This window comes from Citrobacter sp. (genome assembly GCF_050252275.1).
Classification (GTDB): domain Bacteria; phylum Pseudomonadota; class Gammaproteobacteria; order Enterobacterales; family Enterobacteriaceae; genus Citrobacter_A; species Citrobacter_A amalonaticus.
In genome coordinates, this window is the sequence record NZ_JBFWLF010000026.1 from 1 (window position 1) to 24,839 (window position 24,839).

The following is a 24,839-nucleotide window of genomic DNA, read 5'->3' on the forward strand; positions in this document are numbered from 1 at the left end:
TTCCGGCGAACATGGATGGGTTCGCGCCAAGCATTTCATACAGCGGAATAATCACCGGCCCGAGCAGTTTGGCTAACACCGGCGCCAGCGCGGTCATACCGACCATCGCCAGTCCCAGAGCGCCCATCGCCATAAACCCTTCTTCGAACTGACCGCCGGATCCCTCAATACTTTTGCCGAACTTCCCGAGGAAACGCGCCGACCCGCCGAACTGCGACAGGATCCTGTCCACGGCGGCAATCAGCATAAAGAACATCATGATGTACATGATGATTTCGTTAATTCCCATACCCTTATCTCCATTTGCCAGGGTTTTCGTAGACCGGATAAGCGCAGCGTCATCAGGCAATGATGTCGCGTTTTGCCGGGTGGCGGCGCGAACGCCTTATCTGGCCTACGTCCTGGTATGCTTTTATTGTGCCGCCGCGTACAACTCAATAATGTCGCTCTGCGTGGCGGTGCGTGGGTTGCTGCGTATACAAATATCCTCCAGCGCGGCTTGCGCCCAGACGCTGTAGTGTTCTGGTTTTGCGCCGACATCAGCGAGCCGTTTGTTCAGGCCCACCTCCGCAATCAGTTCGCTGACGGCGGCGATAGCGTCGCGATCGTCTGCTTTCTTATTGGTCAAGGCGCGTCCGATATGGCTAAAGCGTTCGCGACACACCATACGGTTAAAGCCCATCACCGTTGGCAGCAGCATGGCGTTCGCCTGGCCGTGCGGAATGTGCAATGTGACACCAGGCTGATGCGCCATCGCATGACACAGCCCCAGCCCGGCGCTGGAAAACGCCATTCCTGCCATGCAGGAGGCCAGCAGCATGCTCTCCCGTGCGGCGAGGTCGTGACCGTAGCCCACCGCTTTCGGCAGCGATTTGCCAATCATCGCAATCGCGCCAATCGCCAGGCTGTCGGTAAACGGCGAGGCATTCAGCGCGCTGTATGCCTCAACCGCGTGCGTCAGCGCATCAATCCCGGTCATTGCCGTCACATGAGGCGGTACGCCTTCAGTCAGCGCGGCATCAAGGATTGCCACGTCCGGCATCAGCGTCGCATGTGCCAGCACCTGCTTGCGTCCTGTCGCCGCGTCGATAATCACCGTTACGTTCGTGGTTTCCGATCCGGTTCCGGCGGTGGTGGGGACAGCAATCAACGGCAGTCGCGGGCGTAAGCTGCTGTATTCCGTCATCTGGGCCAGCGTCTGATGTGGATTCGTCACCAGCAGGGCGACAGCTTTTGCCGCATCCAGCACCGAACCGCCGCCAAAGGCAACAACGCCGTCGCATTTTGACTCGCGCAATTGGGCGACCGCTGCGCAGACGTCGGTGATGCACGGCTCACCCATCGGACACGGCCAGACCGTCATCGCCACGCCTTTCATCGCCAGACTGCGCTCTAACGACGCGGTCATCCCCGCCTGATGCAGGAAACTGTCGACCATCACGAACAGATGGCTTAAGCCTCGCGATTGCGCTTCCTGTCCGCAGGAACTGAGCGCCCCGAGCCCGCACAGCGTGACCGGCGGTACGCTGAACGTTTTCATGCGTTGCAGATTCAGGGTATCGAATGCCTGAAAGAGCGCCGTCTGCAATTCAGCTTGCATAGATTCCCTCCGCTTTCTCTCTCCCGCTGTTGGCGATCGCCAGCGGTGTCATAAACAGGCTATGCCGGGGCAGATGTACCTGGAGTTCAGGAAAGCGCTGGCGAAACAACGCCTCTACACCCGGTTGCATACAAGAGCCGCCCGCCAGCCATAAATCGGCTATTTCTTGTCCTTCGATATGACGAGCAACGATCTCCGCCATTTTCTCGTAGACCGGTTTCACCACCGGCCAAATCTCCTGCGCGTTGCTGCGCTTGACCTGCTCGGCCTCTTCCAGTTCGATGCGCCGGTTTCCGGCCAGCGTCAGCGAAATGTGGTGGCCGCCCGTCGCTTCATCCGCCGAGTACGTCACTTTGCCCTGTTTGACGATGGCGATCCCGGTCGTGCCGCCACCGATATCCACGACACCGGCGTTATCCAGTTGCAGCAGATCGGCGACCGCGGTTGGTTCATCCAGCACATGGCTGACCTCCAGCCCGGCAGATTCCAGCACGTTGATGGAAATGCGCGGGTCGGTGCCCGGCGGGAACGACGTCGCTGCGTGGGTAAACCGGCTACCGAGCTGTTGTTCGAGCGTATCGAGATGGCGGCGCACAATTGTGACCGCACCGAAGAAATCCCAGACGATGCCGTCGCGCACGACGTCAGCCCAGTCAAGACACACCGCGACCGGCTGTCCGTCACCGTCGACAACCATCGACACCACGTCGCAGGTGCCGAGATCAACACCCAGCCACAGCGCGGAATCGCTCGTCGCAGGCGCCTGATTACACAGGTCAGCGGCTTTTTGCAGTCTTGGCGTGAGCCAATTTTCTTCGTCGTGCGCCATCATTCATCCCTTATACAATTCGAAACGCATCCACCAATACACAGCGACGCAGACGCACAAACGTACGCGCGCTGGTCACCCCTTCTCCGGTTGGCGTGGTGATGGTCATGGTGGTCCAGCCTTCACCACCCAGCCCCAGCCCGGCAATGCACGGTCCATTCTTGACAAAGATGCTGGTATCAATGGCGTTCGCCATCCGGTTCATGTTGTCGATGTTGCGTGAGTGCATCGCAGCGGTATGGTGGCAGCCGCCTTCCAGTTGCACCGCCAGCGCAATCGCCTCGTCGACATTTGCCACCCGCACCACCGGCAGAACCGGCATCATCAGTTCCGTGACGGCAAAAGGATGCGTGGCTGACGTTTCAACAAACAGCAGACGGGTTTGCGGCGGAACTTGCAGGCCAATGGCGGCGGCGATTTTTGCCGCGTCGCGTCCGACCCAGTCACGACTGACAGTGCCTTTGCCGCGTTCATCGATATTTTTCAGCAGCACCGGCTGGAGCTGTTCGGCCTGTGCGGCGCTCAGTTTCACTGCCTGCTGGCCTTCCATCAGGCGCATCAGCTCATCCGCCACGCTATCGACGACAATCAGTACCTTTTCATCCGCGCAAATGATGTTGTTATCGAAAGAAGCGCCTTTGACGATGGATTGTGCAGCCCGCGCCAGATCCGCCGTCTCATCGACGACCACCGGCGGATTACCGGCACCGGCGGCAATCAGACGTTTATTGGTGTGTTTGCGGGCAGCGTCGACCACCGCTTCGCCGCCGGTGACGACCAGCAGACCAATGCCTGGGTACTTAAACAACCGCTGCGCAGTTTCAATATCCGGGTTCGCTACGGTCACCAGCAGGTTTTCCGGGCCACCCGCCGCCACCACCGCCTGGTTAAGCAGTGTGATAGCGCGTTGTGAAACGCCTTTCGCCGCCGGATGGGGAGCGAACACGACGCTGTTACCCGCGGCAATCAGGCTTATGGCGTTATTAATCACTGTCGCCGCCGGGTTAGTAGATGGCGTCACTGAGGCGACGACGCCCCACGGCGCATTTTCGATCAGCGTCAGGCCGTTATCGCCGGTGAGTACCTGCGGCGATAAGCACTCCACGCCCGGCGTCCCGCGAGCCTGTGCCACGTTTTTGGCAAATTTATCGTCGACGCGTCCCATGCCTGTCTCTGCGACGGCAAGTTCCGCTAATTCTTTGGCATGCTTTTCGCCCGCTTCACGGATGGCGTGAATGGCAAGCTGGCGCATCGCCACGCTCTTCAGCCCCTGCTGAGCGACTTTTGCTGCCGCCACCGCATCATCCAGGGAGGCAAAGACGCCCATTTCATGAACGGCGGTCACGGGTTGACTGCTGTCTTTCATTTTCAGCAGTACCGCTTTCACCACCTGTTCAATATCCTGTTGATTCATGATGTTCAGTCCTATTTGTGGAATATCACCTGACCGCCAGCCACCACTTCATCGACGATACCAATCACGCACAGATCGACAGGGGACGCTTCGCTGCGATGCGCCTGGCGAGCAGAACTGCCGCTAACCAGCAGCACCCACTCCCCGGTTCCCGCCCCGATGCTGTCAATGGCGACGGCACACTGCCCGTCGGGATTTCCCTGGCCATCGATCATCTCCACCATCAGCAATTTATCGTGTGCCAGTCCTTGATGGCGTACGGTACAAACGATTTGTCCTGTGACGACTGCCAGTTTCATACCCGCCTCCGTGGGTTACGTTGTGCTGCGACCCTGTAGGCCGGATAAGCGCAGCGCCATCCGGCCCCCAGTCCTGCTTAGATGTTGCTGTCGCCTTTGAAGCTGATCGGGAAGACTTCTTCCAGATCGCCATGCGGACGCGGAATCACGTGAACGGAGACCAGTTCGCCGATACGCTGTGCCGCTGCGGCACCGGCATCTGTTGCTGCTTTGCAGGCCGCGACATCGCCACGAACCATCGCAGTCACCAGACCGCCGCCAATCTGTTTCACACCAACCAGCTTCACGCGTGCGGCTTTTACCATCGCATCAGAGGCCTCAATCAGTGCAACCAGGCCCCGGGTTTCAATCATTCCTAAAGCTTCCATTGTGTTTTCCTCTCATGGGGTCCAGAACGGGACCATTTATACAACCAGGGTTTGTGAGTCACGTTCGCGTCTCACGTCAGTCTGGCGCGGCATGGCTGCCACCAACGCCAGTTCGATAATTTCCTGTACGCTACAGCCTCGCGAAAGGTCATGAAGCGGTGCGGCAAGCCCCTGAATCAGCGGCCCGACGGCACGATACCCCCCCAGACGCTGGGCGATTTTGTAACCAATATTGCCGGCCTCCAGTGACGGAAAAACCATCACGTTGGCGTTACCGCGCAAAGGGCTGGCGGGCGCTTTTTGCGCAGCGACCTCCGGCACAAAGGCGGCGTCAAACTGCAATTCGCCATCCACCAGTAGCGTGGGCGCACGTTCGCGAACAATCTCCGTTGCCTGCTGCACGTTCGCCACGCAGGGATGACGGGCGCTACCCTGACTGGAGAATGACAGCATCGCCACACGCGGTTCTTCACCGGTGATGGCGCGCCAGGTGTCGGCGCTGGCGATCGCGATATCTGCCAGTTGCGCCGCCGTCGGCTGCGGCACCACGCTGCAGTCGGCAAACCCTAACGCGGGTCCGACGTACTGCGGCAGCATCAGGAAAATGGACGACAGCGTTTTACATCCCGGCTGCAGGCCAATAATGCGTAAGCCCGCACGCAGCACGTTAGCTGTGGATGAAAGGTTGCCAGCGATACAGACATCCGCCTGGCCTGCGCTTACCATCGCCGCAGCAAACATCAGCGGGTCATTGAGTTTCTCAAGGGTATCCGGCGGCGTTTTCTCTCCAGATCGGGCGAGCCAGCGCTGAGCGAACGCTTCACGCATCGCCAGATTGCTGTACGGGTCGATAACCTGAATACCGTCCAGCGCCACCCGATGTGTGAGGGCAAACTGGCGCAGTGCAAACGGACTGGCCACCAGAATGGGGTGCGCCAGACCGTGCTGTTGCAGGTAGTGCGCCGCTTTCAGCACGCGTTCGTCTAACGCATCCGGAAAGACCACCCGGGCCGGCGCCTGCTGAGCCCGTTCACGGGCGCGTTCAATGATCATTGTTCACCTCCCAGTCGCTGTTGGATCTGGTTGACGGTGAGTGGGTGTTTGGTGACACACAGAATCATCATCACGTAGACCGCGCTGGAGAGACGGTTCAGCGCCTGCAAAATATCCGGGCGCAGGACGTCAAATCCGCGGGTGATAAAGACCTGAGCGGCGATCGTTTCCGTCTCGCGAATTTTGGTACGTAGCAGATTCAGCAGCGCGGACTCACGACCATGACTGGCTTCAGGTACCAGATGATCGTGCTCCAGATAACGCAACGGTTGATGGGAAAGACGATGCAGGTCATCCTCGTTCAGCCCAACGATGGACTGTGCCGCCAGGGGTTCATCCATCGCATCGGCGCGCATAATGTTGCCCAGCCGCGAACGAATATCCGCAAGCCAGGGCTGCCACGGCTCCGCCAGTTCGATTTGCAGCCACACCGCCAGCGCGATGGTGCTGTCCAGCGCGGCGCGAAAGCCCAGACGCGGATCGCTTTTGGCGACCATTTTGTCCGCCGTCAGGTGGGTCAAGGTGTCAGGCTTTTTCGCCACCGGCTGGCGACACAGTTCACAGCAGGCCTGGGGATGCGTATCGCTACTGGTTAACCCGTGCACCGGCTGCGGCTGCTGTTGCTCGTCGTCGACAAACAGACTGCCCTGCTCATCCAGAAACTTGATGCGCAGATGACGGCCTTCCAACAGTTCGCGGGCAGAGGGCGTCAGGCGAGCGTCAGCGGGGAGATGGATTTCCGCCCCTTCGCTGAGCGTATGGTTCGCTCTGAGCCATGCTTCGGTGATGAAATCTTTCATACCGATTGCCAGTTCGCAGGCCACGCAACGTACAGGAAGCGCACGGTCGTCGGCGTGCCAAATTCAATGCTCGAGCCTTTCGGGATGAACATGACGTCCCCGGCTTTAGCGATCATCGTTTCGCCTTCATGGCGCACATGCAATTCACCGTCGAGCACCATGTCGATTTCGTCGTAGTTCAGTGTCCATGGGAAGAATGCGTTATCCCACTGCATAAACCCGGCGGCCATACTGCTGCCGTCCTGCTCGGTGACGAGATCGGTCAGGCCTACGCAGTGTGGCTGCGCGCCATCGAAGCGGCCAAACTTAACGCTGCTGCCATCGATCACTTTGATGCCGCCTTTGCCGGTCACCGAGTGAAAACCCGGTTGCATCTCACCCTGCTCCAGCGACTGTTTTTCCTTCAGCACCTTGTCCATCAGCTGTGAAACCAGGCTTTCGGTAAACTGCCCTTCTGGTAGTTGCGCGATGATAGTTTCACGAATGCGCTGAGTTTCAGATTTGGCCTCGTCGACACTGCACGCTGCCGTTGGCGCGGATCCCTCGCACTCCACAATCGTGATGCCCAGTAACTCCGCGACTTCACGGGCTTCCGGGGTGATGATGCTGGCGCGCAGCACCACCGACATCTCTTGTTCGCCTCGTGCGTGCGCCGCACGTATATCGTTAGCTGTGATAAGTGTTTTCACCTGCCCCTTCCTCCTTTTGGCTGAGCTCAGTCAGATAGTCCACCAGGTGCTGCACGCTTTGCGGGTCATGGCTGTTGAGCTCAAAAATCGGCTCCTGAAACCCAATTCCGCGCAGTAATTCCCGCGTTGCGGTTACGTCGGCATCCGGCATATCCGTTTTGCTGATCACGGCGATGTGTCGTTTACTGGCACCGATATCTAACAGCCCGGCAGGTAAGCGACTTTCTTTGTCATTGGCCGCATGGACATAAATCAACGTATCTACATCCTGCAGCGTGGTAATTAAGGCGTGATACCAGCGGGGATGACTAAAATATTCCCCCGGCGTATCGATATCGCCATTTTCATTAAATTCCACGGCCTGGGTTTTTCTGGCGAGGGAATAATTTCCCTGTAATGCATTAAAAAGCGTTGTTTTTCCCGCGCCGACAGTGCCAACAAACGCAATACGTTTCATGAGCACCTCAAAATTAGCTTTTCGTCAGGTCGCAGAGCGTGAAATGTAATAACCGACCCAGCCCGCTGACCGTTTGCAATAAGGCCTCTTCTACCGCGCCAACGGAGCCGTAGATCACCAGCGCGCCGCTGAACCTGTCGAGAAAACCGATGTGTACGTCAGCCGCCTTCATCGCCAGATCGCCAGCAATCATGGCGGTTTCACCCGGCGTCAGGGTCATAATGCCAATGGCACCTGCTTCGGGAACGCCGATCTTTTTCGCCAGTTCTTCACCAGGATGCGCAATGAGATGCGCCAGCGTGACCTGTTTGCCCGGCACAAATTCCTGAATGATGCGTTCTTTATCCATTGCTCACCGCCTGTGTTAAGACTGGGCTTATCGTGGCAATTTTTTGTCAGGGTAAATAACAAAATTCGGCAAGGTGATTTAAAAGGTGAAGTGGATCACTAATACGCGGAAAATAAAAAGGCGCGGGAAAAACCCGCGCCGGAATTAATTAAAGTAAAATTACAGCGGCTGTGTTTGTGCTTCAACCACCGCCAGCGCGACCATATTAACGATTCGACGAACAGAGGCGATCGGCGTTAATACATGAACGGGTTTCGAGACCCCCATCAGTACCGGCCCAACAGTGACCCCTTCCGAGCTGGAAACACGCAGCAGGTTGTAACTAATACGCGCCGCTTCCATATTCGGCATCACCAGAATATTGGCCGAGCCTTTCAGCGGGCTGTCCGGCATCCGGTCATTACGAATGCTTTCCACCAGCGCGGCATCACCATGCATTTCGCCGTCAATCATCAGGTCAGGCGCACGTGCTTTGATAATCTCCAGCGCGGCACGCATTTTGCCGGCAGACGGACAGTTGGACGAACCAAAGTTAGAATGTGACAGCAGCGCCACTTTCGGTTCGATACCAAAGCGACGCACGGTTTCCGCCGCCATCACGGCGATTTCCGCCAGCTCTTCCGGCTCAGGATCGTCATTGACGTAGGTATCGGCAATAAAGGTGTTGCCGCTCGGCAGCAGTAACGCGTTCATCGCCCCGGCGGTATGGACGCCTTCACGGTAGCCAAACACCGCTTTCACCACGCTGAAGTGTTCATGGTAATCACCGATAGTGCCGCAGATCATCGCATCCGCTTCACCGCGCTGTACCATGATCGCCCCAATCACCGTGGTGTTGGCGATCACCGCACGCTGCGCCTGCTCCTGGGTAATGCCTCGACGCTTCATGATCTGGTAGTACTCGTTCCAGTACTCTTTAAAGCGCGGATCGGATTCATTGTTGACGATCTCAAAATCGACGCCTGCTTTGATCTGCAGCCCCAGTTTTTGAATGCGCATTTCGATTACGCCCGGACGGCCGATCAGGATCGGCTTCGCCAGTCCCAGCGTGATCAGTTCTTGCGTTGCGTGCAGCACACGCGCCTCTTCCCCTTCCGGCAACACGACACGCTTCGGTGCTTTGCGTGCCAGCGAGAAAATCGGTTTCATGAACAGGTTGGTTTTGTAAACAAACTCGGTCAGTTTGTCGATATAGGCGTCAAAATCGGCAATCGGGCGCGTCGCCACGCCGGAATTCATCGCCGCTTTGGCAACCGCTGGTGCGATTTTAACAATCAGACGCGGGTCGAACGGTTTTGGAATGATGTATTCCGGGCCGAAGCTCAGATCCTGGTCGCCATAGGCCGAGGCCACGACTTCGCTTTGCTCGGCATGCGCCAGTTCGGCAATGGCATGGACCGCAGCCAGCTTCATCTCTTCGTTGATTGCCGTCGCGCCAACGTCCAGTGCGCCACGGAAAATGAACGGGAAGCACAGGACGTTGTTGACCTGGTTCGGGTAGTCGGAACGGCCGGTACAGATGATGGCGTCCGGACGCACCGCTTTTGCCAACGGCGGCAGAATTTCCGGTTCCGGGTTAGCCAGCGCCAGAATCATCGGCGCGCGGGCCATTTTCTTGACCATCTCCTGGGTCAGCACTTTCGGGCCTGAACACCCAAGGAAAATATCCGCGCCGTCAATAACGTCATCCAGCGTCCGTTTGCCGTCATCATCTACCGCGTAGGCCGCTTTGGTTTCAGCCATATTCGGCTCGCGACCTTTGTAGATAACGCCTTTGGAGTCGCAGACCACAATGTTGTGTTTCTGCATTCCCAGCGCCACCAGCAGGTTCATACAGGCGATCGCCGCCGCGCCCGCGCCGGATACCACCATCCGCACGTCGGAGATATTTTTCTCTACCACCCGCAGGCCGTTAAGAATGGCGGCGGTACTGATGATCGCGGTGCCGTGCTGATCGTCATGGAACACCGGAATATTCATGCGTTCGCGCAGTTTCTGTTCGATGTAGAAACACTCCGGCGCTTTGATGTCTTCCAGGTTGATCCCGCCGAACGTCGGTTCCAGCGCGGCAACGACGTTAATAAATTTGTCCGGATCGAGCTCATCGACTTCGATATCGAACACATCAATACCGGCGAATTTCTTAAACAGAACGCCTTTGCCTTCCATGACCGGTTTACCGGCCAGCGCACCGATATTGCCTAAGCCCAGCACCGCCGTCCCGTTAGAGATAACGGCAACCAGGTTGCCACGCGCGGTGTATTTATACGCAGCCAGCGGGTCTTTTTCGATTTCAAGACAAGGTGCCGCGACGCCCGGCGAGTAGGCCAGCGCCAGATCGCGCTGCGTGGCAAGGGGCTTGGTCGGAGAAACCTGGATTTTACCAGGTACCGGGAATTCGTGGAAATCAAGGGCGCTTTGCTTTAACTGGTCATCCATCTTGTTGTTCCTTTCACGTATCGTTCAAAAAAGTCACGCGCAGCCAGGTGCGTCGCACATTATCACCGCACTGCGGGACGCAAACTTTGAAGGTCCCCAAACTATCACGACTTAAATAAAGATTTCGTAATCAACTCATAACAACCATGTTACCTGCTTAAGCCAGCAATACCATGCCTGTCTGCTATGCTTTTTTGTGGTGCACATCATGAATTTCTCAGAAGTGTGATTTTAAGCACTCACCTAACACGTTACTTTTCAAGGAGTATTTCCTATGAACCAGTTAGACGGCATCAAACAATTCACCACTGTCGTGGCCGACAGCGGCGATATTGAATCTATTCGTCATTACCAACCCCAGGATGCCACCACCAACCCTTCCCTGCTGCTGAAAGCCGCTGGCCTGGCGCACTACGCGCATCTGATTGACGATGCGATCCGCTGGGGAAAGCAGCGGGGTAAAACCCAGGAACAGCAGGTTGCCGAAGCCTGCGACAAACTGGCGGTCAATTTTGGTGCGGAAATTCTTAAAAGCATTCCGGGACGCGTGTCGACCGAAGTGGATGCCCGCCTCTCCTTCGATCAACAAAAGAGTATCGACAAGGCCCGCCACCTGGTGGATTTGTACCAGCAGCAGGGGATCGATAAATCCCGCATACTGATCAAACTGGCCTCCACATGGGAAGGTATTCGCGCGGCAGAAGCGTTAGAGAAAGAGGGAATTAACTGCAACCTGACGCTGCTGTTTTCCTTTGCTCAGGCCCGCGCCTGCGCTGAAGCGGGCGTCTTTTTGATCTCTCCGTTTGTCGGGCGCATCTATGACTGGTATCAGGCGCGCAGCCCGATGGACCCGTACGTTGTCGAGCAAGATCCCGGCGTGAAGTCGGTGCGCAATATCTACGATTACTTCAAACAGCATCGTTATGACACCATCGTCATGGGCGCCAGTTTTCGCCGCACTGAGCAGATCCTCGCGTTGGCCGGCTGCGATCGCCTGACGATTGCCCCCAATCTCCTGAAAGAATTACAGGAAAAAGAAGAACCGGTCGTGCGCAAGCTGGTGCCGTCTTCGCAAACCTTCCATCGTCCCGCCCCCATGAGCGAAGCTGAATTCCGCTGGGAGCATAACCAGGATGCGATGGCGGTCGAGAAACTCTCTGACGGCATCCGTCAGTTCGCCGTCGACCAACGCAAACTGGAAGACCTGCTTGCGGCCAAACTCTAAACCTTGCCACGGAGTGTTCTATGTCCCGTAAAGACCTTGCCAATGCCATTCGTGCGCTCAGTATGGACGCTGTTCAGAAAGCCAATTCCGGTCACCCCGGCGCGCCGATGGGAATGGCGGATATCGCCGAAGTGCTGTGGAACGATTTTCTTAAGCACAACCCGACCGATCCAACCTGGTACGATCGCGATCGTTTTATTCTTTCGAACGGTCACGCCTCTATGCTGCTCTATAGTCTGCTGCATCTGTCAGGCTATGACCTGCCGCTTGAAGAGTTGAAAAACTTCCGCCAGTTGCATTCCAGAACGCCAGGCCACCCGGAAATCGGCTATACGCCAGGCGTGGAAACCACCACCGGGCCGCTGGGCCAGGGGCTGGCGAACGCCGTCGGTTTAGCCATTGCCGAACGCACGCTGGCGGCACAGTTCAACCAGCCGGACCACGAGATTGTCGATCACTTCACGTATGTGTTTATGGGCGACGGTTGCCTGATGGAAGGCATTTCGCATGAGGTCTGTTCGCTGGCGGGAACGCTGGGGCTGGGCAAGCTGATCGGTTTTTACGATCACAACGGTATCTCCATTGATGGTGAAACCGACGGCTGGTTTACCGATGATACCGCCAAACGCTTTGAGGCTTACCACTGGCATGTCGTCCACGAGATTGATGGCCACGACCCGGAAGCGGTGAAGAGAGCGATTCAGGAAGCGCAGAGCGTGAAGGACAAACCGTCGCTGATTATCTGCCGCACGGTGATCGGCTTTGGCTCACCGAACAAAGCAGGGAAAGAGGAATCCCACGGCGCGGCGCTGGGCGAAGAAGAAGTGGCGCTGACCCGCCAAAAACTCGGCTGGCACCATCCGGCATTTGAGATCCCGAAAGAGATTTATCGCGCCTGGGACGCCCGCGAAAAAGGCGAGAAAGCGCAACAGCACTGGAACGAAAAATTCGCCGCTTACCAGAAAGCGCACCCGCAACTGGCCGCGGAGTTCACACGCCGCATGACCGGCGGTCTGCCAGAGGCGTGGGAAAAAACCACACAGAAATACATCAACGAGTTACAGGCAAACCCCGCCAAAATCGCCACCCGCAAGGCATCGCAAAATACTCTCAACGTCTACGGCCCACTTCTGCCGGAGCTGTTAGGCGGTTCGGCGGATCTGGCGCCGAGCAACCTGACAATCTGGAAAGGCTCGACCTCACTGAAAGAAGATCTGGCGGGCAATTACATTCACTATGGCGTGCGTGAATTTGGTATGACCGCCATCGCCAACGGTATCGCCCATCATGGCGGGTTCGTGCCCTATACCGCCACCTTCCTGATGTTCGTTGAATATGCGCGTAATGCGGCGCGTATGGCGGCGCTGATGAAGGCGCGGCAAATCATGGTCTATACCCACGATTCTATTGGCCTCGGGGAAGACGGTCCGACGCACCAGGCGGTGGAACAGCTTGCCAGCCTGCGTCTGACGCCCAATTTCAGCACCTGGCGTCCGTGCGATCAGGTTGAAGCCGCGGTGGGTTGGAAGCTGGCGGTCGAGCGCCATGATGGCCCCACGGCGCTGATCCTGTCACGACAAAACCTGGCGCAGGTTGAACGCACGCCGGAGCAGGTGAAAGCGATCGCCCGCGGTGGCTACGTGCTGAAAGACAGCGGCGGCAAACCGGATATCATTCTGATTGCCACCGGGTCAGAAATGGAGATTACCCTGCAGGCCGCGGAGAAATTGACCGGCGAAGGGCGTAACGTCCGCGTGGTATCGCTGCCCTCAACGGATATTTTCGATGCCCAGGACGAGACATACCGCGAGTCGGTGCTGCCATCGAACGTCAGCGCGCGCGTCGCGGTCGAAGCCGGTATTGCCGATTACTGGTACAAATATGTGGGCTTAAAAGGGGCGATTGTCGGGATGACCGGCTACGGTGAATCCGCGCCAGCAGAGAAGCTGTTCCCTTACTTCGGCTTTACGGTGGAGAACATTGTGGAGAAAGCACACAAGGTTTTGAACGCCTGATGTCTGCAACGCCGGATGACGACTGCGTCGTCATCCGATAAAAAATCAACGCGTGATCCATAGCGTGGGCCAGGCATCTGGCCCATGCCAGCCATCACAGCTCGGCTCTTCGGCATAACGCACCAGACGAAAACGCTGACCGTCAAAACGCCAGCGAGTCTGGATGCCGCAGTCCGTTAATCCCCGCCCTTTTGCCAGGGTAACCAGTTCACGCGACTTCTCATCAAACACGGCGTTCATTAACTCCATGTCGTTACTTTCCGCGCCGCTGTTAAACGGTAAACGTAGGCGTACGGCGTGTGAGGCCAGTGGTTTTTTCCGCGACACGATCCACGCCAGATCGATCGTGTTGTACGCTCCGGCTTCGCAGGCAATCATCAACAGGGCTTTGTCATCGGTAAGGGCGGTCACCCGCACCTCACGGCGTGAAGGATCGAGTGAACACTTAATGCCGTTTATTCGCCAGTTGCCGTAATCAAGAAGGTCGTTGCGTTCGTCGAGGGAGAGCGGTGTGGGTGTTGGGTTAACGACGGCTACGCCTTTCAGCGCCGGTGCCGGTGGCACGCTCAGTGGAGGATCGTCCCCTTTCTCAATCCACGCCGTTTCGCTGCCCACCCGCTTCTGCTGCGCGTCGATGAACAACAGCGCCGCTTTCAGCCCGGCCAGCGAAATGGTTTGATTGCCCTTTTGCAGGGTAATCGCCTTCCCGTCCTGAATCGTCAGCAGAAATTCAGCGATAGTCGCCGGATCATCTGTCATCAGGTGCCACGGCGTCATTCTCCAGTGATCTGGGCTCAGCGCCAACGGTTTGCCATCCAGCAACAGGCGTGGCGCGATATCCGCTTCGTTGGTGGGCGCGGTCAATCCGCCAAGATCGAGGCGCAAAACGGCATCGGTATGCGCCCCGGCACTGCGGCTCAGCGTCATCACCAGCCCGCCATGTTCACCGGTGTTACGCGCGACGCAAAAATTCTGGTTATTACAGGTTACCTGCCAGTCAGAAAAGGCCTGTTGCGCGGGCGCGGCCCACAGCAAGCGGGCCGGAATCAGGCCGAGCAGGAAAAGGAAAATAACGCGATAGCGCATGGACGGTAATAACCCCAGAAGTCAAACAACAACACAGGTCGTATCTTCGTTGTGCTGTTGACCATGCTCAATCGGATTTGTCGGATAGATTCAATCATTCGTAAAGAAATATAAACCTTATTTATCAATCCATTAAATGTGAGGATTGTAAATAGTTGAGCAATAACACGGTCTTACCGTCTCGTATTTCACCGGTTTTAATCATCTCCAGTGCCTGAGTAAACGGTAATTCCAGCACGTCGATGTCTTCGTCTTCCACACCACCCCCCGCGTTAGCACGCTGGCTTTCGCTGTATTCGGCGATAAAAAAGTGAATCAGCTCCGTCACACCGCCGGGAGACATGTACAGCTCAAAGAGCTTGCGCACCTCACCCACTTCATAGCCTGTCTCTTCAATGGCCTCTTTGCGAATGCAGGCTTCCGGCTCGTCGTTGTCCAGTAACCCGGCGCAGGTTTCAATCAACTGCCCGCTTTCGTTACCGTTCACCCACGTCGCTACGCGGAACTGACGAATCAGCACCACCGTCTTTTTCTCTGCGTTATACAGCAGGATCGTTGCCCCATTGCCGCGATCGTACACTTCACGTTTGTGGCGGATGACGTCGCCGTTCGAGCGGGTCAGATCGTAGGTAATATTGCGCAGGATGAAATAGTTATCAGAAAGGACTTTGTCTTTAACGAGGGTGATTTTTTGCGACATATCGACTCCACAGCGTAAGAAGAGAAATTATACTACGCCGTGAAGCCGGATTTGTCTGTGTAAGATAAGGCTGATTTATGCCGGACAGAGGTGAATTGTAGACCTGATAAGCGCAGCGCTATCAAGCCGGATGTCGGCTACGCCTTATCCGGCCTACGGGATAATCGAACGTTTACCGCCCCAGCCAGTCGATGATCCCCTGCGCCGCATGGCGTCCTTCCGCCATTGCGGTGACCACCAGATCGGCGCCCCGTACGGCATCGCCACCGGCAAAGATCTTCGGGTTACTGGTCTGGTAACGGTATGTGCTCTCAACGTTCGCCGCGATGCGCCCCCAGTTGTCCACTTGCACTCCATGGCTCTCCAGCCACGGCATCCCGTGCGGATGGAAACCAAACGCCATGATCACGGCATCTGCCGGCATCACAAATTCACTGCCAGCAATCGGCACCGGACGGCGGCGTCCCTGGGCATCCGGCTCACCCAATTGCGTACGCAGAAAACGAATGCCGCAAACGCGCCCGTCCGCGCTCAGTTCCAGATCGACCGGCTGCACGTTGAACTCGAACTTCGCCCCTTCCTCACGCGCGTTTTTCACCTCTTTCTTCGAACCCGGCATGTTGGCTTCGTCACGGCGATAGGCGCAGGTGACCTGGCTTGCGCCATGACGCAGCGCGGTACGGACACAGTCCATCGCCGTGTCGCCACCGCCCAACACCACCACGTTAAGTCCGGCGGTGTTGATGTACGGCTCTTCAGGACATTCGTCCAGTCCCATCACCTGTTTAGTATTGGCGATCAGGAATGGCAGCGCGTCATAGACGCCCGGAGCCTCTTCGTTAGGCAGGTCGGCCTTCATCGAACGATAGGTTCCCACGCCGACAAAAACGGCATCGTAATCCTCCAGCAGCGCCTCCATTTTCACATCCCTGCCCACTTCGCAGTTCAGCTCAAAATGGATCCCCATCGCGCTGAAAATTTCCCGACGGCGCGCCAGCAGTGATTTATCCAGTTTGAAGGCCGGAATGCCAAAGGTCAGCAGTCCGCCGATTTCAGGGTGACGATCAAAAACCGTGGCGCTGACGCCGTGACGCGCCAGCACGTCGGCACAGGCAAGCCCTGCCGGACCGGCGCCAATAATCGCCACACGCTTATCGACCTTCTGGACATGGCTCAGATCCGGTCGCCAGCCGTTACCCAGCGCGCGGTCAGAAATGTAGCGTTCAATGTTGCCGATCGTCACCGCGCCGTGCTCGTCGCGCACCGTACAGGCGCCTTCGCAAAGGCGATCCTGCGGACAGACGCGCCCGGTAATCTCCGGCAAACAGTTCGTCTGGTGAGACAACTCCACTGCCGCATCAATATTTCCGGCTTTCACCAGTTCAATCCACTGAGGGATGTGGTTATGTAGCGGGCAGGTCCATTCGCAAATACTGTGTTCACCACACTTCAGGCAGCGTGAGGCCTCCCGCTCCGCCTGAGCCGTGCGAAACGGCAGATAGATTTCGTCAAAGCACACTTTTCGCGCGTCGATAGCCAGTTTGTCCGGCTCACCGCGCGCCGGCGTCGCGTGCATTTGCTCAATTTTACTTTTCACTCTGGCGGACAGCGGCGTCACCTCCGCATGCCAGGGCTGGTTCTCCTGGCGGGCGGTACGTAAGCGGCGCGCTTTCGCCAGATGCGTGAGCGAGGCTTCCGTCACCAGTTGCAGCGCGTCCGCAGGACAGTTCTCCACGCAGGCCGGCCCCTTTTCCCGCCCCTGACAGAGGTCGCATTTATGTGCTGTGGCTTTGACCTTATCGTTGGCGACGGGGGTCAGGACGATTTGCATGGTGCCAAACGGACAAGCCACCACGCAGGATTTACAGCCGATACACTTTTGCTGATTGACCTGCACGCTGTCGTTGACGTGGCTTATCGCTCCATTCGGACAACTGCGGGCGCAGGGCGCATCTTCGCAATGGTGGCAGGTCACTGCACTTCGCTGATGCTGATGCCTGATAACCGTGATCCGGGGCTGGTAGTGACGTTGGCTAAGGACGTGTTGCTCTTCATTGTGGGCCAAAACGCAAGCGACTTCACAGGCATGGCATCCCAGGCACTGTTGGCTGTTGGCCATAATAAAACGGTTCATGGCGACCTTCTTTTTTGGTTGTAAAAACCTTATTCTTTATATAAGTGTTGTTATTAACCGACTGACCACACGTCGGCAATGTTCATTTGCCCAGGAAGCACAACTATTTCTACTGAACCTGTGGCAGATCAATTTATTTCAGCCCAGGTGAAATTACGTTTCAGTTCTGCGAGAGATTTTTCATCGTAAGCACTTTTAAAGGAAATTACGCGTGTGATCGTCAAACGCCCCGTCTCGGCCAGCCTGGCCCGGGCTTTTTTTTACATTGTCCTGCTCTCGATTCTCTCAACCGGCGTGGCGTTACTGACGCTGGCGAGTAGCCTGCGGGATGCCGAAGCCATTAACGTGGCGGGTTCATTACGTATGCAGAGCTATCGTCTGGGGTACGATCTGCAAAGCCGCAGCCCGCAATTAAACGCCCATCGTCTGCTCTTTCAACAGGCCCTCAACTCATCGGCGTTAAGCAATCTGAATGCCTGGTATGTGCCTCAGGCGGTGAAAGGTCGCTACGCGCAACTGCATGCCAACTGGCTGGAGATGAATGCCCGCCTGATTGATGGTGATCTGCAGTGGTATCAGAACAACATTAATGCCTACGTCGATAAGATCGATCTCTTCGTGCTGGCCTTGCAGCACTATGCCGAACGCAAAGTCATGCTGGTGGTCGGGATCTCGCTGGCGGGCGGTATCGGGATCTTTACTCTCGTCTTTTTCACCCTGCGCCGTATTCGTCATCAGGTTGTGCGCCCACTGAACCAACTGGTAATGGCCAGCCAGCGCATCGAACACGGTCAGTTTGATTCGCCGCCGCTGGATACGCACCTTCCCAACGAACTGGGGCTACTGGCGAAGACCTTTAATCAGATGTCGAGCGAATTGCATAAGCTGTACCGCTCGCTGGAAGCGAAGGTCGAAGAAAAGACCCACGATCTCCATGAAGCCAAGCGGCGTCTGGAAGTGCTGTACCAGTGTTCTCAGGCGCTGAATACCAGTCAGATTGATGTGCACTGCTTCCGCCATATTTTGCAGATTGTCCGTGATAACGAAGCGGCACTATTTCTGGAGCTTACCGTCGGCGAAAACTGGCGTATCAGTGAAGGTGAAAAACAGGCCGACCTGCCGATGCAAATCCTGCCGGTGACCATGCAGGAGACGGTCTACGGCGAGCTGCACTGGCAAAGTCAACATGTCGCCAGCGCGATCCCGCTGTTAAACAGCGTATCGACAATGCTGGGGCGCGGCCTGTACTTCAACCATGCGCAAAAACACTTCCAGCAACTGTTGCTGATGGAAGAGCGCGCCACTATTGCCCGTGAACTGCATGACTCTCTGGCGCAGGTGCTCTCGTATCTGCGCATTCAGTTGACGCTGCTCAAACGCGCCATTCCTGAGGATAACGCCCCGGCGCAGGCCATTATGGATGACTTCTCGCGGGCGCTGAACGACGCCTATCGTCAGTTGCGTGAACTGCTGACCACCTTCCGTCTGACCCTGCAACAGGCCGATTTACCTTCCGCACTGCATGAAATGCTCGAAGCGCTACAAGGGCAAACTGCCGCTAAACTCACTCTGGACTGCCGGTTGCCGACGCTGGCGCTCGATGCGCAGATGCAGGTCCATCTGTTACAGATTATCCGGGAAGCGGTGCTCAACGCGATGAAGCACGCCAGTGCCAGTGAGATTGCCGTCAGCTGTGTGACTGCGCCGGATGGCAATCACACGGTGTATATTCGCGATAACGGCGTGGGCATTGGCGAACCTAAAGAACCGGCGGGGCATTACGGCCTGAACATTATGCGCGAGCGCGCGGAACGTCTTGGCGGCACGTTAAGTTTTTCGCAGCCTTCCGGCGGTGGGACGTTAGTGAGCATTAGCTTTCGCTCGACAGAATCAGAAGAGGATGCGAGTCATCTGGCATAAAATCGCACAAAACCGGACGTGAGCATGTGGGAAGCTGACAAACACTGTAATCAGGCATGATAATTTACATTATCTCCTTTTTTTCTCCACGTTTGGCTCGTACCTTCCCGATACAGTGAAGCAAGTCATACCTATAAAGATATGTAGAATAATGAGGTCCTCTTTCTGATGGCGAATTTCTTTATCGATCGCCCCATATTTGCCTGGGTGCTGGCTATTCTGTTGTGTCTGACAGGTACCCTGGCGATTTTCTCTTTGCCGGTGGAGCAATATCCTGATCTGGCACCGCCAAACGTGCGCATCACGGCAAACTATCCCGGCGCTTCCGCCCAAACGCTGGAAAACACTGTTACACAGGTCATTGAGCAGAACATGACTGGCCTCGATAATCTGATGTACATGTCATCGCAAAGCAGCGGCACCGGGCAAGCGTCGGTTACGCTGAGCTTCGTGGCGGGCACCGATCCGGATGAAGCCGTACAACAGGTCCAGAACCAGTTACAGTCGGCGATGCGTAAACTGCCGCAGGCGGTACAGAACCAGGGTGTCACGGTCCGTAAGACCGGGGATACCAACATCCTGACGATTGCTTTTGTCTCCACCGACGGGTCGATGGATAAGCAGGATATCGCGGACTACGTCGCCAGTAATATTCAGGATCCGCTCAGTCGGGTGAGCGGCGTCGGCGACATCGATGCCTACGGCTCGCAATATTCCATGCGCATCTGGCTGGATCCGGCAAAGCTCAACAGCTTCCAGATGACGGCGAAAGATGTCACCGACGCCATTGAGTCGCAGAACGCGCAGATCGCCGTCGGACAGCTTGGCGGAACCCCTTCCATTGATACCCAGGCGCTGAATGCCACCATTAATGCCCAGTCGCTGCTGCAAACGCCGGAACAGTTTCGCGCCATTACGCTACGTGTCAATCAGGATGGTTCAGAAGTAACCCTGGGCGATGTCGCCACCGTCGAAATGGGGGCTGAGAAGTATGACTATCTCAGCCGCTTCAATGGCAATGCGGCATCCGGTCTTGGAGTGAAACTGGCGTCGGGGGCCAACGAAATGGCCACCGCGACCCAGGTCATTAAGCGTCTGGATGAACTGGCGCAATACTTCCCACATGGTCTTGAGTACAAGGTGGCCTATGAAACCACCTCCTTTGTTAAAGCCTCGATTGAAGACGTGGTGAAAACACTGCTGGAAGCCATCGCGCTGGTGTTCCTCGTGATGTACCTGTTCCTGCAAAATTTCCGCGCCACGCTGATCCCCACCATTGCCGTACCGGTGGTACTGATGGGGACGTTTTCGGTGCTCTATGCCTTCGGCTACAGCATCAATACCCTGACGATGTTTGCGATGGTACTGGCAATCGGCCTGCTGGTGGATGACGCCATCGTGGTTGTGGAAAACGTCGAGCGTATTATGAGTGAGGAAGGCCTCACGCCGCGCGAGGCGACGCGAAAATCGATGGGACAAATTCAGGGTGCGCTGGTCGGTATCGCGATGGTGCTGTCAGCCGTCTTCGTACCGATGGCCTTTTTTGGCGGAACCACTGGGGCAATCTACCGTCAGTTCTCCATTACCATTGTGGCGGCCATGGTGCTTTCCGTTCTGGTGGCGATGATCCTTACCCCTGCCCTGTGCGCCACTTTGCTTAAACCACTGCATAAAGGCGAGCATCACGGGCAAACCGGTTTCTTCGGCTGGTTTAACCGTACCTTCAACCGTAACGCCGAACGCTACGAAAAAGGCGTTGCCAAAATTCTGCATCGCAGCCTGCGCTGGCTCCTGATTTATGTGCTGCTGCTTGGCGCGATGGTGGTTCTGTTCCTGCGTCTGCCGACCTCGTTCCTGCCGCTGGAAGATCGCGGCATGTTTATCACCTCGGTTCAGTTGCCAAGCGGCTCGACGCAGCAACAAACCTTAAAAGTGGTACAGGAAGTCGAGAAATATTATTTCACCCAGGAAAAGGATACCGTCCAGTCCGTCTTTGCGACGGTCGGTTCTGGCCCAGGGGGCAACGGTCAGAACGTGGCACGTATGTTTGTACGCCTGAAAGACTGGAGCGAACGCGACCCGACGACTGGCACCTCGTTTGCCATTATCGAACGTGCGACGAAGGCGTTTAACAAAATCAAAGAGGCGCGGGTGTTCGCCAGCAGTCCGCCTGCTATCAGCGGTCTCGGCAGTTCCGCAGGTTTTGATATGGAACTACAAGATCACGCCGGCGCCGGTCATGACGCCTTAATGGCCGCGCGTGACCAACTGCTTCGCCTGGCGTCGCAGGATAGCGCCCTGACTCGTGTACGACACAACGGTCTGGACGACAGTCCTCAGTTGCAAATTGATGTCGACCAACGCAAAGCGCAGGCGCTGGGTGTATCCATTGACGACATCAACGATACGTTGCAGACCGCATGGGGATCGAGCTACGTCAACGACTTTATGGACCGTGGCCGCGTCAAGAAGGTCTACGTCCAGGCGGCAGCGAAATACCGTATGCTGCCAGACGACATCAACCTGTGGTACGTGCGCAATAACAGCGGCGGTATGGTGCCTTTCTCCGCCTTCGCCACCTCTCGCTGGGAGACGGGTTCTCCACGTCTGGAGCGCTACAACGGCTATTCCGCCGTCGAGATTGTCGGTGAAGCCGCACCAGGGGTGAGTACCGGGACAGCGATGGATGTGATGGAGTCGCTGGTGCGTCAGTTGCCGACCGGATTTGGACTGGAATGGACCGCCATGTCTTACCAGGAGCGACTCTCCGGAGCGCAGGCACCGGCCCTGTATGCCATTTCACTGTTGGTGGTATTCCTGTGCCTGGCTGCGCTGTATGAAAGCTGGTCAGTACCGTTCTCAGTGATGCTGGTGGTGCCGTTGGGGGTCATCGGCGCGCTGCTTGCGACCTGGATGCGTGGCCTGGAAAACGATGTCTATTTCCAGGTCGGGCTGTTGACGGTCATTGGGCTTTCGGCGAAAAACGCCATTTTGATCGTTGAATTTGCCAATGAGATGAATGAGAAAGGACACGATCTGCTGGATGCGACGCTACATGCATGTCGGCAGCGCTTACGTCCGATCCTGATGACCTCACTGGCGTTTATCTTTGGCGTACTGCCGATGACGATCAGCAGCGGCGCAGGCTCCGGCGGTCAACACGCCGTCGGGACGGGCGTCATGGGCGGGATGATCTCGGCAACGGTGCTGGCAATCTACTTCGTGCCGCTGTTTTTCGTGCTGGTGCGTCGCCGCTTCCCACTGAAGCCGCGTCCGGAATAACAGATAAAAAAAGGCGACCTGCCAACGGGTCGCCCTTTCTGTGTGATGAATCTCACACGGTATGTTCTGTTATTTGGTCATCCTTCCAGAAATTTATTTGCGAAGCATAACTTCGATAAAATCTTTCCAGTTCCCCAGTTCGCGTTCAATCATAACAACCTCTGCTTCTTATTATGGGTATTCTACAAAAACATTCTCATCTGGTGAAGACAAATTAACCGATTGCTGTGATTACATCCTCCGGGGTGTGGTTGATGTGATTACTATGGCGCGGTCACCATAAATTTTATGTGACTTACTGCAATAATTCGCAACAATCATACCTTATCTGGTACCTCTTCAATTTCGATTAAAAACAAGTGACTGCGTCGGAGAAAATTCCGAATTTTGATTAAGAAGAAAATTCCAACAAATTCAGGAATTATTATTCACATTACTTCAACAATGTTATATTTACCGATCACGATTAAATGACAAGATGTATTATCGGACGTAACGATATTGATGATTATATAATCAGTTTACGTTAATAAGGATGCACATGATTAACCTCTACGGTATTAAAAATTGCGACACCATTAAAAAGGCCCGCCGCTGGTTGGAAGCGCGTGGCATTGACTACCGTTTTCATGATTACCGTGTCGATGGTCTGGACAGCACACTTCTCACTTCATTTATCAATGAATTAGGGTGGGAACCGCTTCTCAACACCCGTGGGACGACGTGGCGAAAACTGGATGAAACCACACGCAGTCACATCACGGATGCCGCGTCCGCCGCCGCATTAATGACTGAAATGCCGGCAATCATCAAACGCCCATTGCTCTGTGCGCCCGGGAAGCCTATGCTGCTGGGTTTTAGTGGATCCAGTTATCAGCAGTTTTTTGACGAGGTGTAGTCTATGTCGTGCCCGGTTATTGAGCTGACACAACAGCTTATTCGCCGCCCTTCCCTGAGCCCGGATGATGCCGGATGTCAGGCGTTGATGATTGAACGCCTGCGCGCGATCGGTTTTACCGTTGAGCGCATGGATTTTGCGGATACACAGAATTTTTGGGCATGGCGCGGACAGGGTGAGACGCTGGCGTTTGCCGGTCACACCGACGTCGTGCCGGCGGGCGATGCCGATCGCTGGATCAACCCACCTTTCGAGCCAACCATCCGCGACGGGATGTTATTCGGCCGCGGCGCGGCGGATATGAAAGGTTCGCTGGCGGCCATGGTGGTGGCGGCAGAGCGTTTTGTCGCTCAGCACCCGAACCACAAAGGGCGGCTGGCGTTTCTGATCACCTCCGATGAAGAGGCCAGCGCGAAAAACGGTACCGTTAAGGTGGTTGAGGCGCTGATGGCGCGAAATGAGCGCCTGGATTACTGTCTGGTTGGCGAGCCCTCAAGTACTGAAGTCGTGGGTGACGTGGTGAAAAACGGCCGTCGCGGATCGCTCACCTGTAACCTGACTATCCACGGTGTGCAGGGTCACGTCGCCTATCCACACCTGGCGGATAACCCGGTACATCGTGCCGCACCGATGCTTAATGAACTGGTGAATATTGAGTGGGATCAGGGCAATGAGTTTTTCCCGGCCACCAGCATGCAGATTGCCAACGTCCAGGCGGGTACCGGTAGCAATAACGTCATCCCCGGTGAACTGTTTGTGCAGTTCAACTTCCGTTTCAGTACCGAACTGACTGACGAGATGATCAAAGCGCGGGTGCACGCGCTGCTCGAGAAACATCAGTTGCGCTATACCGTTGACTGGTGGCTCTCTGGCCAGCCGTTCCTGACCGATCGCGGGAAACTGGTGGATGCAGTCGTGAATGCCATCGAGCACTATAATGAAATTAAACCGCAGTTACTGACCACGGGCGGTACGTCCGATGGACGGTTTATCGCTCGTATGGGGGCGCAGGTCGTAGAGCTCGGTCCGGTGAATGCCACGATTCATAAAATCAATGAATGTGTGAACGCCGCCGACCTGCAACTGCTTGCCCGTATGTATCAACGTATAATGGAACAACTCGTCGCCTGACGAGATTCCTGCAAGAGGTAACGCGCATGGACTGGCTGGCAAAATATTGGTGGAGTCTGGTGCTGGTGTTTTTGGTAGGTGTGCTGCTGAATGTGATCAAGGATCTCAAACGCGTCGACCACAAAAAATTCCTCGCGAATAAACCGGAACT

The 24,839-nt window shown here is 56.1% G+C and carries 22 protein-coding genes and 1 pseudogene; 7 read left to right on the top strand and 16 right to left on the bottom strand.

Annotation, left to right across the window (positions count from 1 at the left end):
• The 12 genes from eutH to maeB form a co-directional block, all read right to left on the bottom strand.
• Window positions 1-289, bottom strand: a 289-nt coding sequence (gene eutH, locus AB7E14_RS03825; RefSeq protein ID WP_428169333.1) for an ethanolamine utilization protein EutH, incomplete at its 3' end; no start/stop codon positions are given.
• A gap of 123 nt (window positions 290-412) precedes the next feature.
• A complete protein-coding gene (gene eutG, locus AB7E14_RS03830; protein ID WP_316962726.1) occupies window positions 413-1,600 on the bottom strand; it encodes an ethanolamine utilization ethanol dehydrogenase EutG in 1,188 nt (395 codons plus the stop codon).
• Window positions 1,590-2,429 carry an ethanolamine utilization protein EutJ gene (eutJ, locus tag AB7E14_RS03835; RefSeq protein ID WP_042999884.1) on the bottom strand — a complete coding sequence of 280 codons (840 nt, stop codon included), beginning with the start codon at window positions 2,427-2,429 and terminating at the stop codon, window positions 1,590-1,592. Before eutJ ends, eutG begins: the two co-directional genes overlap by 11 nt.
• A 10-nt stretch (window positions 2,430-2,439) precedes the next feature.
• Window positions 2,440-3,843 carry an aldehyde dehydrogenase family protein gene (locus tag AB7E14_RS03840; protein ID WP_099433221.1) on the bottom strand — a complete coding sequence of 468 codons (1,404 nt, stop codon included), beginning with the start codon at window positions 3,841-3,843 and terminating at the stop codon, window positions 2,440-2,442.
• An 11-nt stretch (window positions 3,844-3,854) separates the two neighbouring features.
• A complete protein-coding gene (gene eutN, locus AB7E14_RS03845) occupies window positions 3,855-4,142 on the bottom strand; it encodes an ethanolamine utilization microcompartment protein EutN (protein ID WP_316962727.1) in 288 nt (95 codons plus the stop codon).
• A 77-nt stretch (window positions 4,143-4,219) separates the two neighbouring features.
• The gene (gene eutM, locus AB7E14_RS03850; RefSeq protein WP_000387720.1) at window positions 4,220-4,510 is read right to left on the bottom strand and encodes an ethanolamine utilization microcompartment protein EutM; all 291 of its coding nucleotides are present in this window, start codon (window positions 4,508-4,510) and stop codon (window positions 4,220-4,222) included.
• Between the two features lie 36 nt (window positions 4,511-4,546).
• Window positions 4,547-5,563 (bottom strand): phosphate acetyltransferase, encoded by a 1,017-nt coding sequence (pta, locus tag AB7E14_RS03855; RefSeq protein ID WP_316962728.1) that lies wholly within the window; start codon window positions 5,561-5,563, stop codon window positions 4,547-4,549.
• Window positions 5,560-6,363 (bottom strand): ethanolamine utilization cob(I)yrinic acid a,c-diamide adenosyltransferase EutT, encoded by an 804-nt coding sequence (gene eutT, locus AB7E14_RS03860; RefSeq protein WP_042999881.1) that lies wholly within the window; start codon window positions 6,361-6,363, stop codon window positions 5,560-5,562. Before eutT ends, pta begins: the two co-directional genes overlap by 4 nt.
• The gene (gene eutQ, locus AB7E14_RS03865; RefSeq protein ID WP_058586936.1) at window positions 6,360-7,052 is read right to left on the bottom strand and encodes an ethanolamine utilization acetate kinase EutQ; all 693 of its coding nucleotides are present in this window, start codon (window positions 7,050-7,052) and stop codon (window positions 6,360-6,362) included. Before eutQ ends, eutT begins: the two co-directional genes overlap by 4 nt.
• Window positions 7,030-7,509, bottom strand: a complete 480-nt coding sequence (eutP, locus tag AB7E14_RS03870) for an ethanolamine utilization acetate kinase EutP (protein WP_044258352.1) — start codon at window positions 7,507-7,509, stop codon at window positions 7,030-7,032. The genes eutQ and eutP overlap by 23 nt, the downstream gene beginning before the upstream one ends.
• Window positions 7,510-7,522: 13 nt before the next feature.
• Window positions 7,523-7,858, bottom strand: a complete 336-nt coding sequence (gene eutS / locus AB7E14_RS03875) for an ethanolamine utilization microcompartment protein EutS (RefSeq protein ID WP_042999878.1) — start codon at window positions 7,856-7,858, stop codon at window positions 7,523-7,525.
• Between the two features lie 159 nt (window positions 7,859-8,017).
• Entirely contained in the window at window positions 8,018-10,297 is a 2,280-nt protein-coding gene (gene maeB, locus AB7E14_RS03880) for an NADP-dependent oxaloacetate-decarboxylating malate dehydrogenase (RefSeq protein ID WP_316962729.1), read from the bottom strand.
• A gap of 274 nt (window positions 10,298-10,571) precedes the next feature.
• Here maeB and tal point away from each other — a divergent pair, with 274 nt between their 5' ends.
• The gene (gene tal / locus AB7E14_RS03885) at window positions 10,572-11,522 is read left to right on the top strand and encodes a transaldolase (protein ID WP_044328174.1); all 951 of its coding nucleotides are present in this window, start codon (window positions 10,572-10,574) and stop codon (window positions 11,520-11,522) included.
• Between the two features lie 20 nt (window positions 11,523-11,542).
• A complete protein-coding gene (gene tkt, locus AB7E14_RS03890) occupies window positions 11,543-13,537 on the top strand; it encodes a transketolase (RefSeq protein ID WP_061069791.1) in 1,995 nt (664 codons plus the stop codon).
• A gap of 45 nt (window positions 13,538-13,582) precedes the next feature.
• Here the strand turns inward: tkt and AB7E14_RS03895 are convergent, their stop codons facing one another.
• From AB7E14_RS03895 to aegA, 3 genes are all read right to left on the bottom strand, one after another.
• On the bottom strand, window positions 13,583-14,623 hold the full coding sequence (locus AB7E14_RS03895; RefSeq protein ID WP_042999873.1) for a DUF1176 domain-containing protein: 1,041 nt from the start codon (window positions 14,621-14,623) through the stop codon (window positions 13,583-13,585).
• A 124-nt stretch (window positions 14,624-14,747) separates the two neighbouring features.
• Window positions 14,748-15,323 (bottom strand): GDP-mannose pyrophosphatase NudK, encoded by a 576-nt coding sequence (gene nudK / locus AB7E14_RS03900; protein WP_044256903.1) that lies wholly within the window; start codon window positions 15,321-15,323, stop codon window positions 14,748-14,750.
• 172 nt (window positions 15,324-15,495) lie between these two features.
• The gene (aegA, locus tag AB7E14_RS03905; RefSeq protein WP_316962730.1) at window positions 15,496-17,457 is read right to left on the bottom strand and encodes a formate-dependent uric acid utilization protein AegA; all 1,962 of its coding nucleotides are present in this window, start codon (window positions 17,455-17,457) and stop codon (window positions 15,496-15,498) included.
• 213 nt (window positions 17,458-17,670) lie between these two features.
• On the opposite strand from aegA, the gene narQ reads away from it, so the two are divergent.
• The gene (gene narQ, locus AB7E14_RS03910) at window positions 17,671-19,377 is read left to right on the top strand and encodes a nitrate/nitrite two-component system sensor histidine kinase NarQ (protein ID WP_058586939.1); all 1,707 of its coding nucleotides are present in this window, start codon (window positions 17,671-17,673) and stop codon (window positions 19,375-19,377) included.
• A 168-nt stretch (window positions 19,378-19,545) separates the two neighbouring features.
• Complete coding sequence (gene acrD / locus AB7E14_RS03915) at window positions 19,546-22,659, top strand: multidrug efflux RND transporter permease AcrD (protein ID WP_054176573.1); 3,114 nt, start codon at window positions 19,546-19,548, stop codon at window positions 22,657-22,659.
• Between the two features lie 93 nt (window positions 22,660-22,752).
• Here acrD and ypfM read toward each other — a convergent pair whose 3' ends face one another.
• On the bottom strand, window positions 22,753-22,812 hold the full coding sequence (ypfM, locus tag AB7E14_RS03920; protein ID WP_001386977.1) for a protein YpfM: 60 nt from the start codon (window positions 22,810-22,812) through the stop codon (window positions 22,753-22,755).
• 388 nt (window positions 22,813-23,200) lie between these two features.
• Here ypfM and AB7E14_RS03925 point away from each other — a divergent pair, with 388 nt between their 5' ends.
• The 3 genes and pseudogenes from AB7E14_RS03925 to AB7E14_RS03935 all read left to right on the top strand — a co-directional run.
• Window positions 23,201-23,557 (top strand): ArsC family reductase, encoded by a 357-nt coding sequence (locus AB7E14_RS03925; RefSeq protein WP_428169334.1) that lies wholly within the window; start codon window positions 23,201-23,203, stop codon window positions 23,555-23,557.
• Window positions 23,558-23,560: 3 nt separating this feature from the next.
• Entirely contained in the window at window positions 23,561-24,688 is a 1,128-nt protein-coding gene (gene dapE, locus AB7E14_RS03930; protein ID WP_042999867.1) for a succinyl-diaminopimelate desuccinylase, read from the top strand.
• A gap of 26 nt (window positions 24,689-24,714) precedes the next feature.
• Window positions 24,715-24,839, top strand: a pseudogene (locus tag AB7E14_RS03935) (YpfN family protein); the annotation flags it as partial.

Bases quoted from the DNA above. Each gene is read 5' to 3' on its own strand.
- AB7E14_RS03895 (WP_042999873.1), bottom strand. From the start codon at position 14,623: ATGCGCTATCGCGTTATTTTCCTTTTCCTGCTCGGCCTGATTCCGGCC.
- eutG (WP_316962726.1), bottom strand. From the start codon at position 1,600: ATGCAAGCTGAATTGCAGACGGCGCTCTTTCAGGCATTCGATACCCTG.
- aegA (WP_316962730.1), bottom strand. From the start codon at position 17,457: ATGAACCGTTTTATTATGGCCAACAGCCAACAGTGCCTGGGATGCCAT.
- eutP (WP_044258352.1), bottom strand. From the start codon at position 7,509: ATGAAACGTATTGCGTTTGTTGGCACTGTCGGCGCGGGAAAAACAACG.
- eutT (WP_042999881.1), bottom strand. From the start codon at position 6,363: ATGAAAGATTTCATCACCGAAGCATGGCTCAGAGCGAACCATACGCTC.
- AB7E14_RS03840 (WP_099433221.1), bottom strand. From the start codon at position 3,843: ATGAATCAACAGGATATTGAACAGGTGGTGAAAGCGGTACTGCTGAAA.
- pta (WP_316962728.1), bottom strand. From the start codon at position 5,563: ATGATCATTGAACGCGCCCGTGAACGGGCTCAGCAGGCGCCGGCCCGG.
- dapE (WP_042999867.1), top strand. From the start codon at position 23,561: ATGTCGTGCCCGGTTATTGAGCTGACACAACAGCTTATTCGCCGCCCT.
- nudK (WP_044256903.1), bottom strand. From the start codon at position 15,323: ATGTCGCAAAAAATCACCCTCGTTAAAGACAAAGTCCTTTCTGATAAC.
- tkt (WP_061069791.1), top strand. From the start codon at position 11,543: ATGTCCCGTAAAGACCTTGCCAATGCCATTCGTGCGCTCAGTATGGAC.
- eutM (WP_000387720.1), bottom strand. From the start codon at position 4,510: ATGGAAGCTTTAGGAATGATTGAAACCCGGGGCCTGGTTGCACTGATT.
- tal (WP_044328174.1), top strand. From the start codon at position 10,572: ATGAACCAGTTAGACGGCATCAAACAATTCACCACTGTCGTGGCCGAC.
- eutS (WP_042999878.1), bottom strand. From the start codon at position 7,858: ATGGATAAAGAACGCATCATTCAGGAATTTGTGCCGGGCAAACAGGTC.
- acrD (WP_054176573.1), top strand. From the start codon at position 19,546: ATGGCGAATTTCTTTATCGATCGCCCCATATTTGCCTGGGTGCTGGCT.
- maeB (WP_316962729.1), bottom strand. From the start codon at position 10,297: ATGGATGACCAGTTAAAGCAAAGCGCCCTTGATTTCCACGAATTCCCG.
- AB7E14_RS03925 (WP_428169334.1), top strand. From the start codon at position 23,201: ATGATTAACCTCTACGGTATTAAAAATTGCGACACCATTAAAAAGGCC.
- eutN (WP_316962727.1), bottom strand. From the start codon at position 4,142: ATGAAACTGGCAGTCGTCACAGGACAAATCGTTTGTACCGTACGCCAT.
- eutJ (WP_042999884.1), bottom strand. From the start codon at position 2,429: ATGGCGCACGACGAAGAAAATTGGCTCACGCCAAGACTGCAAAAAGCC.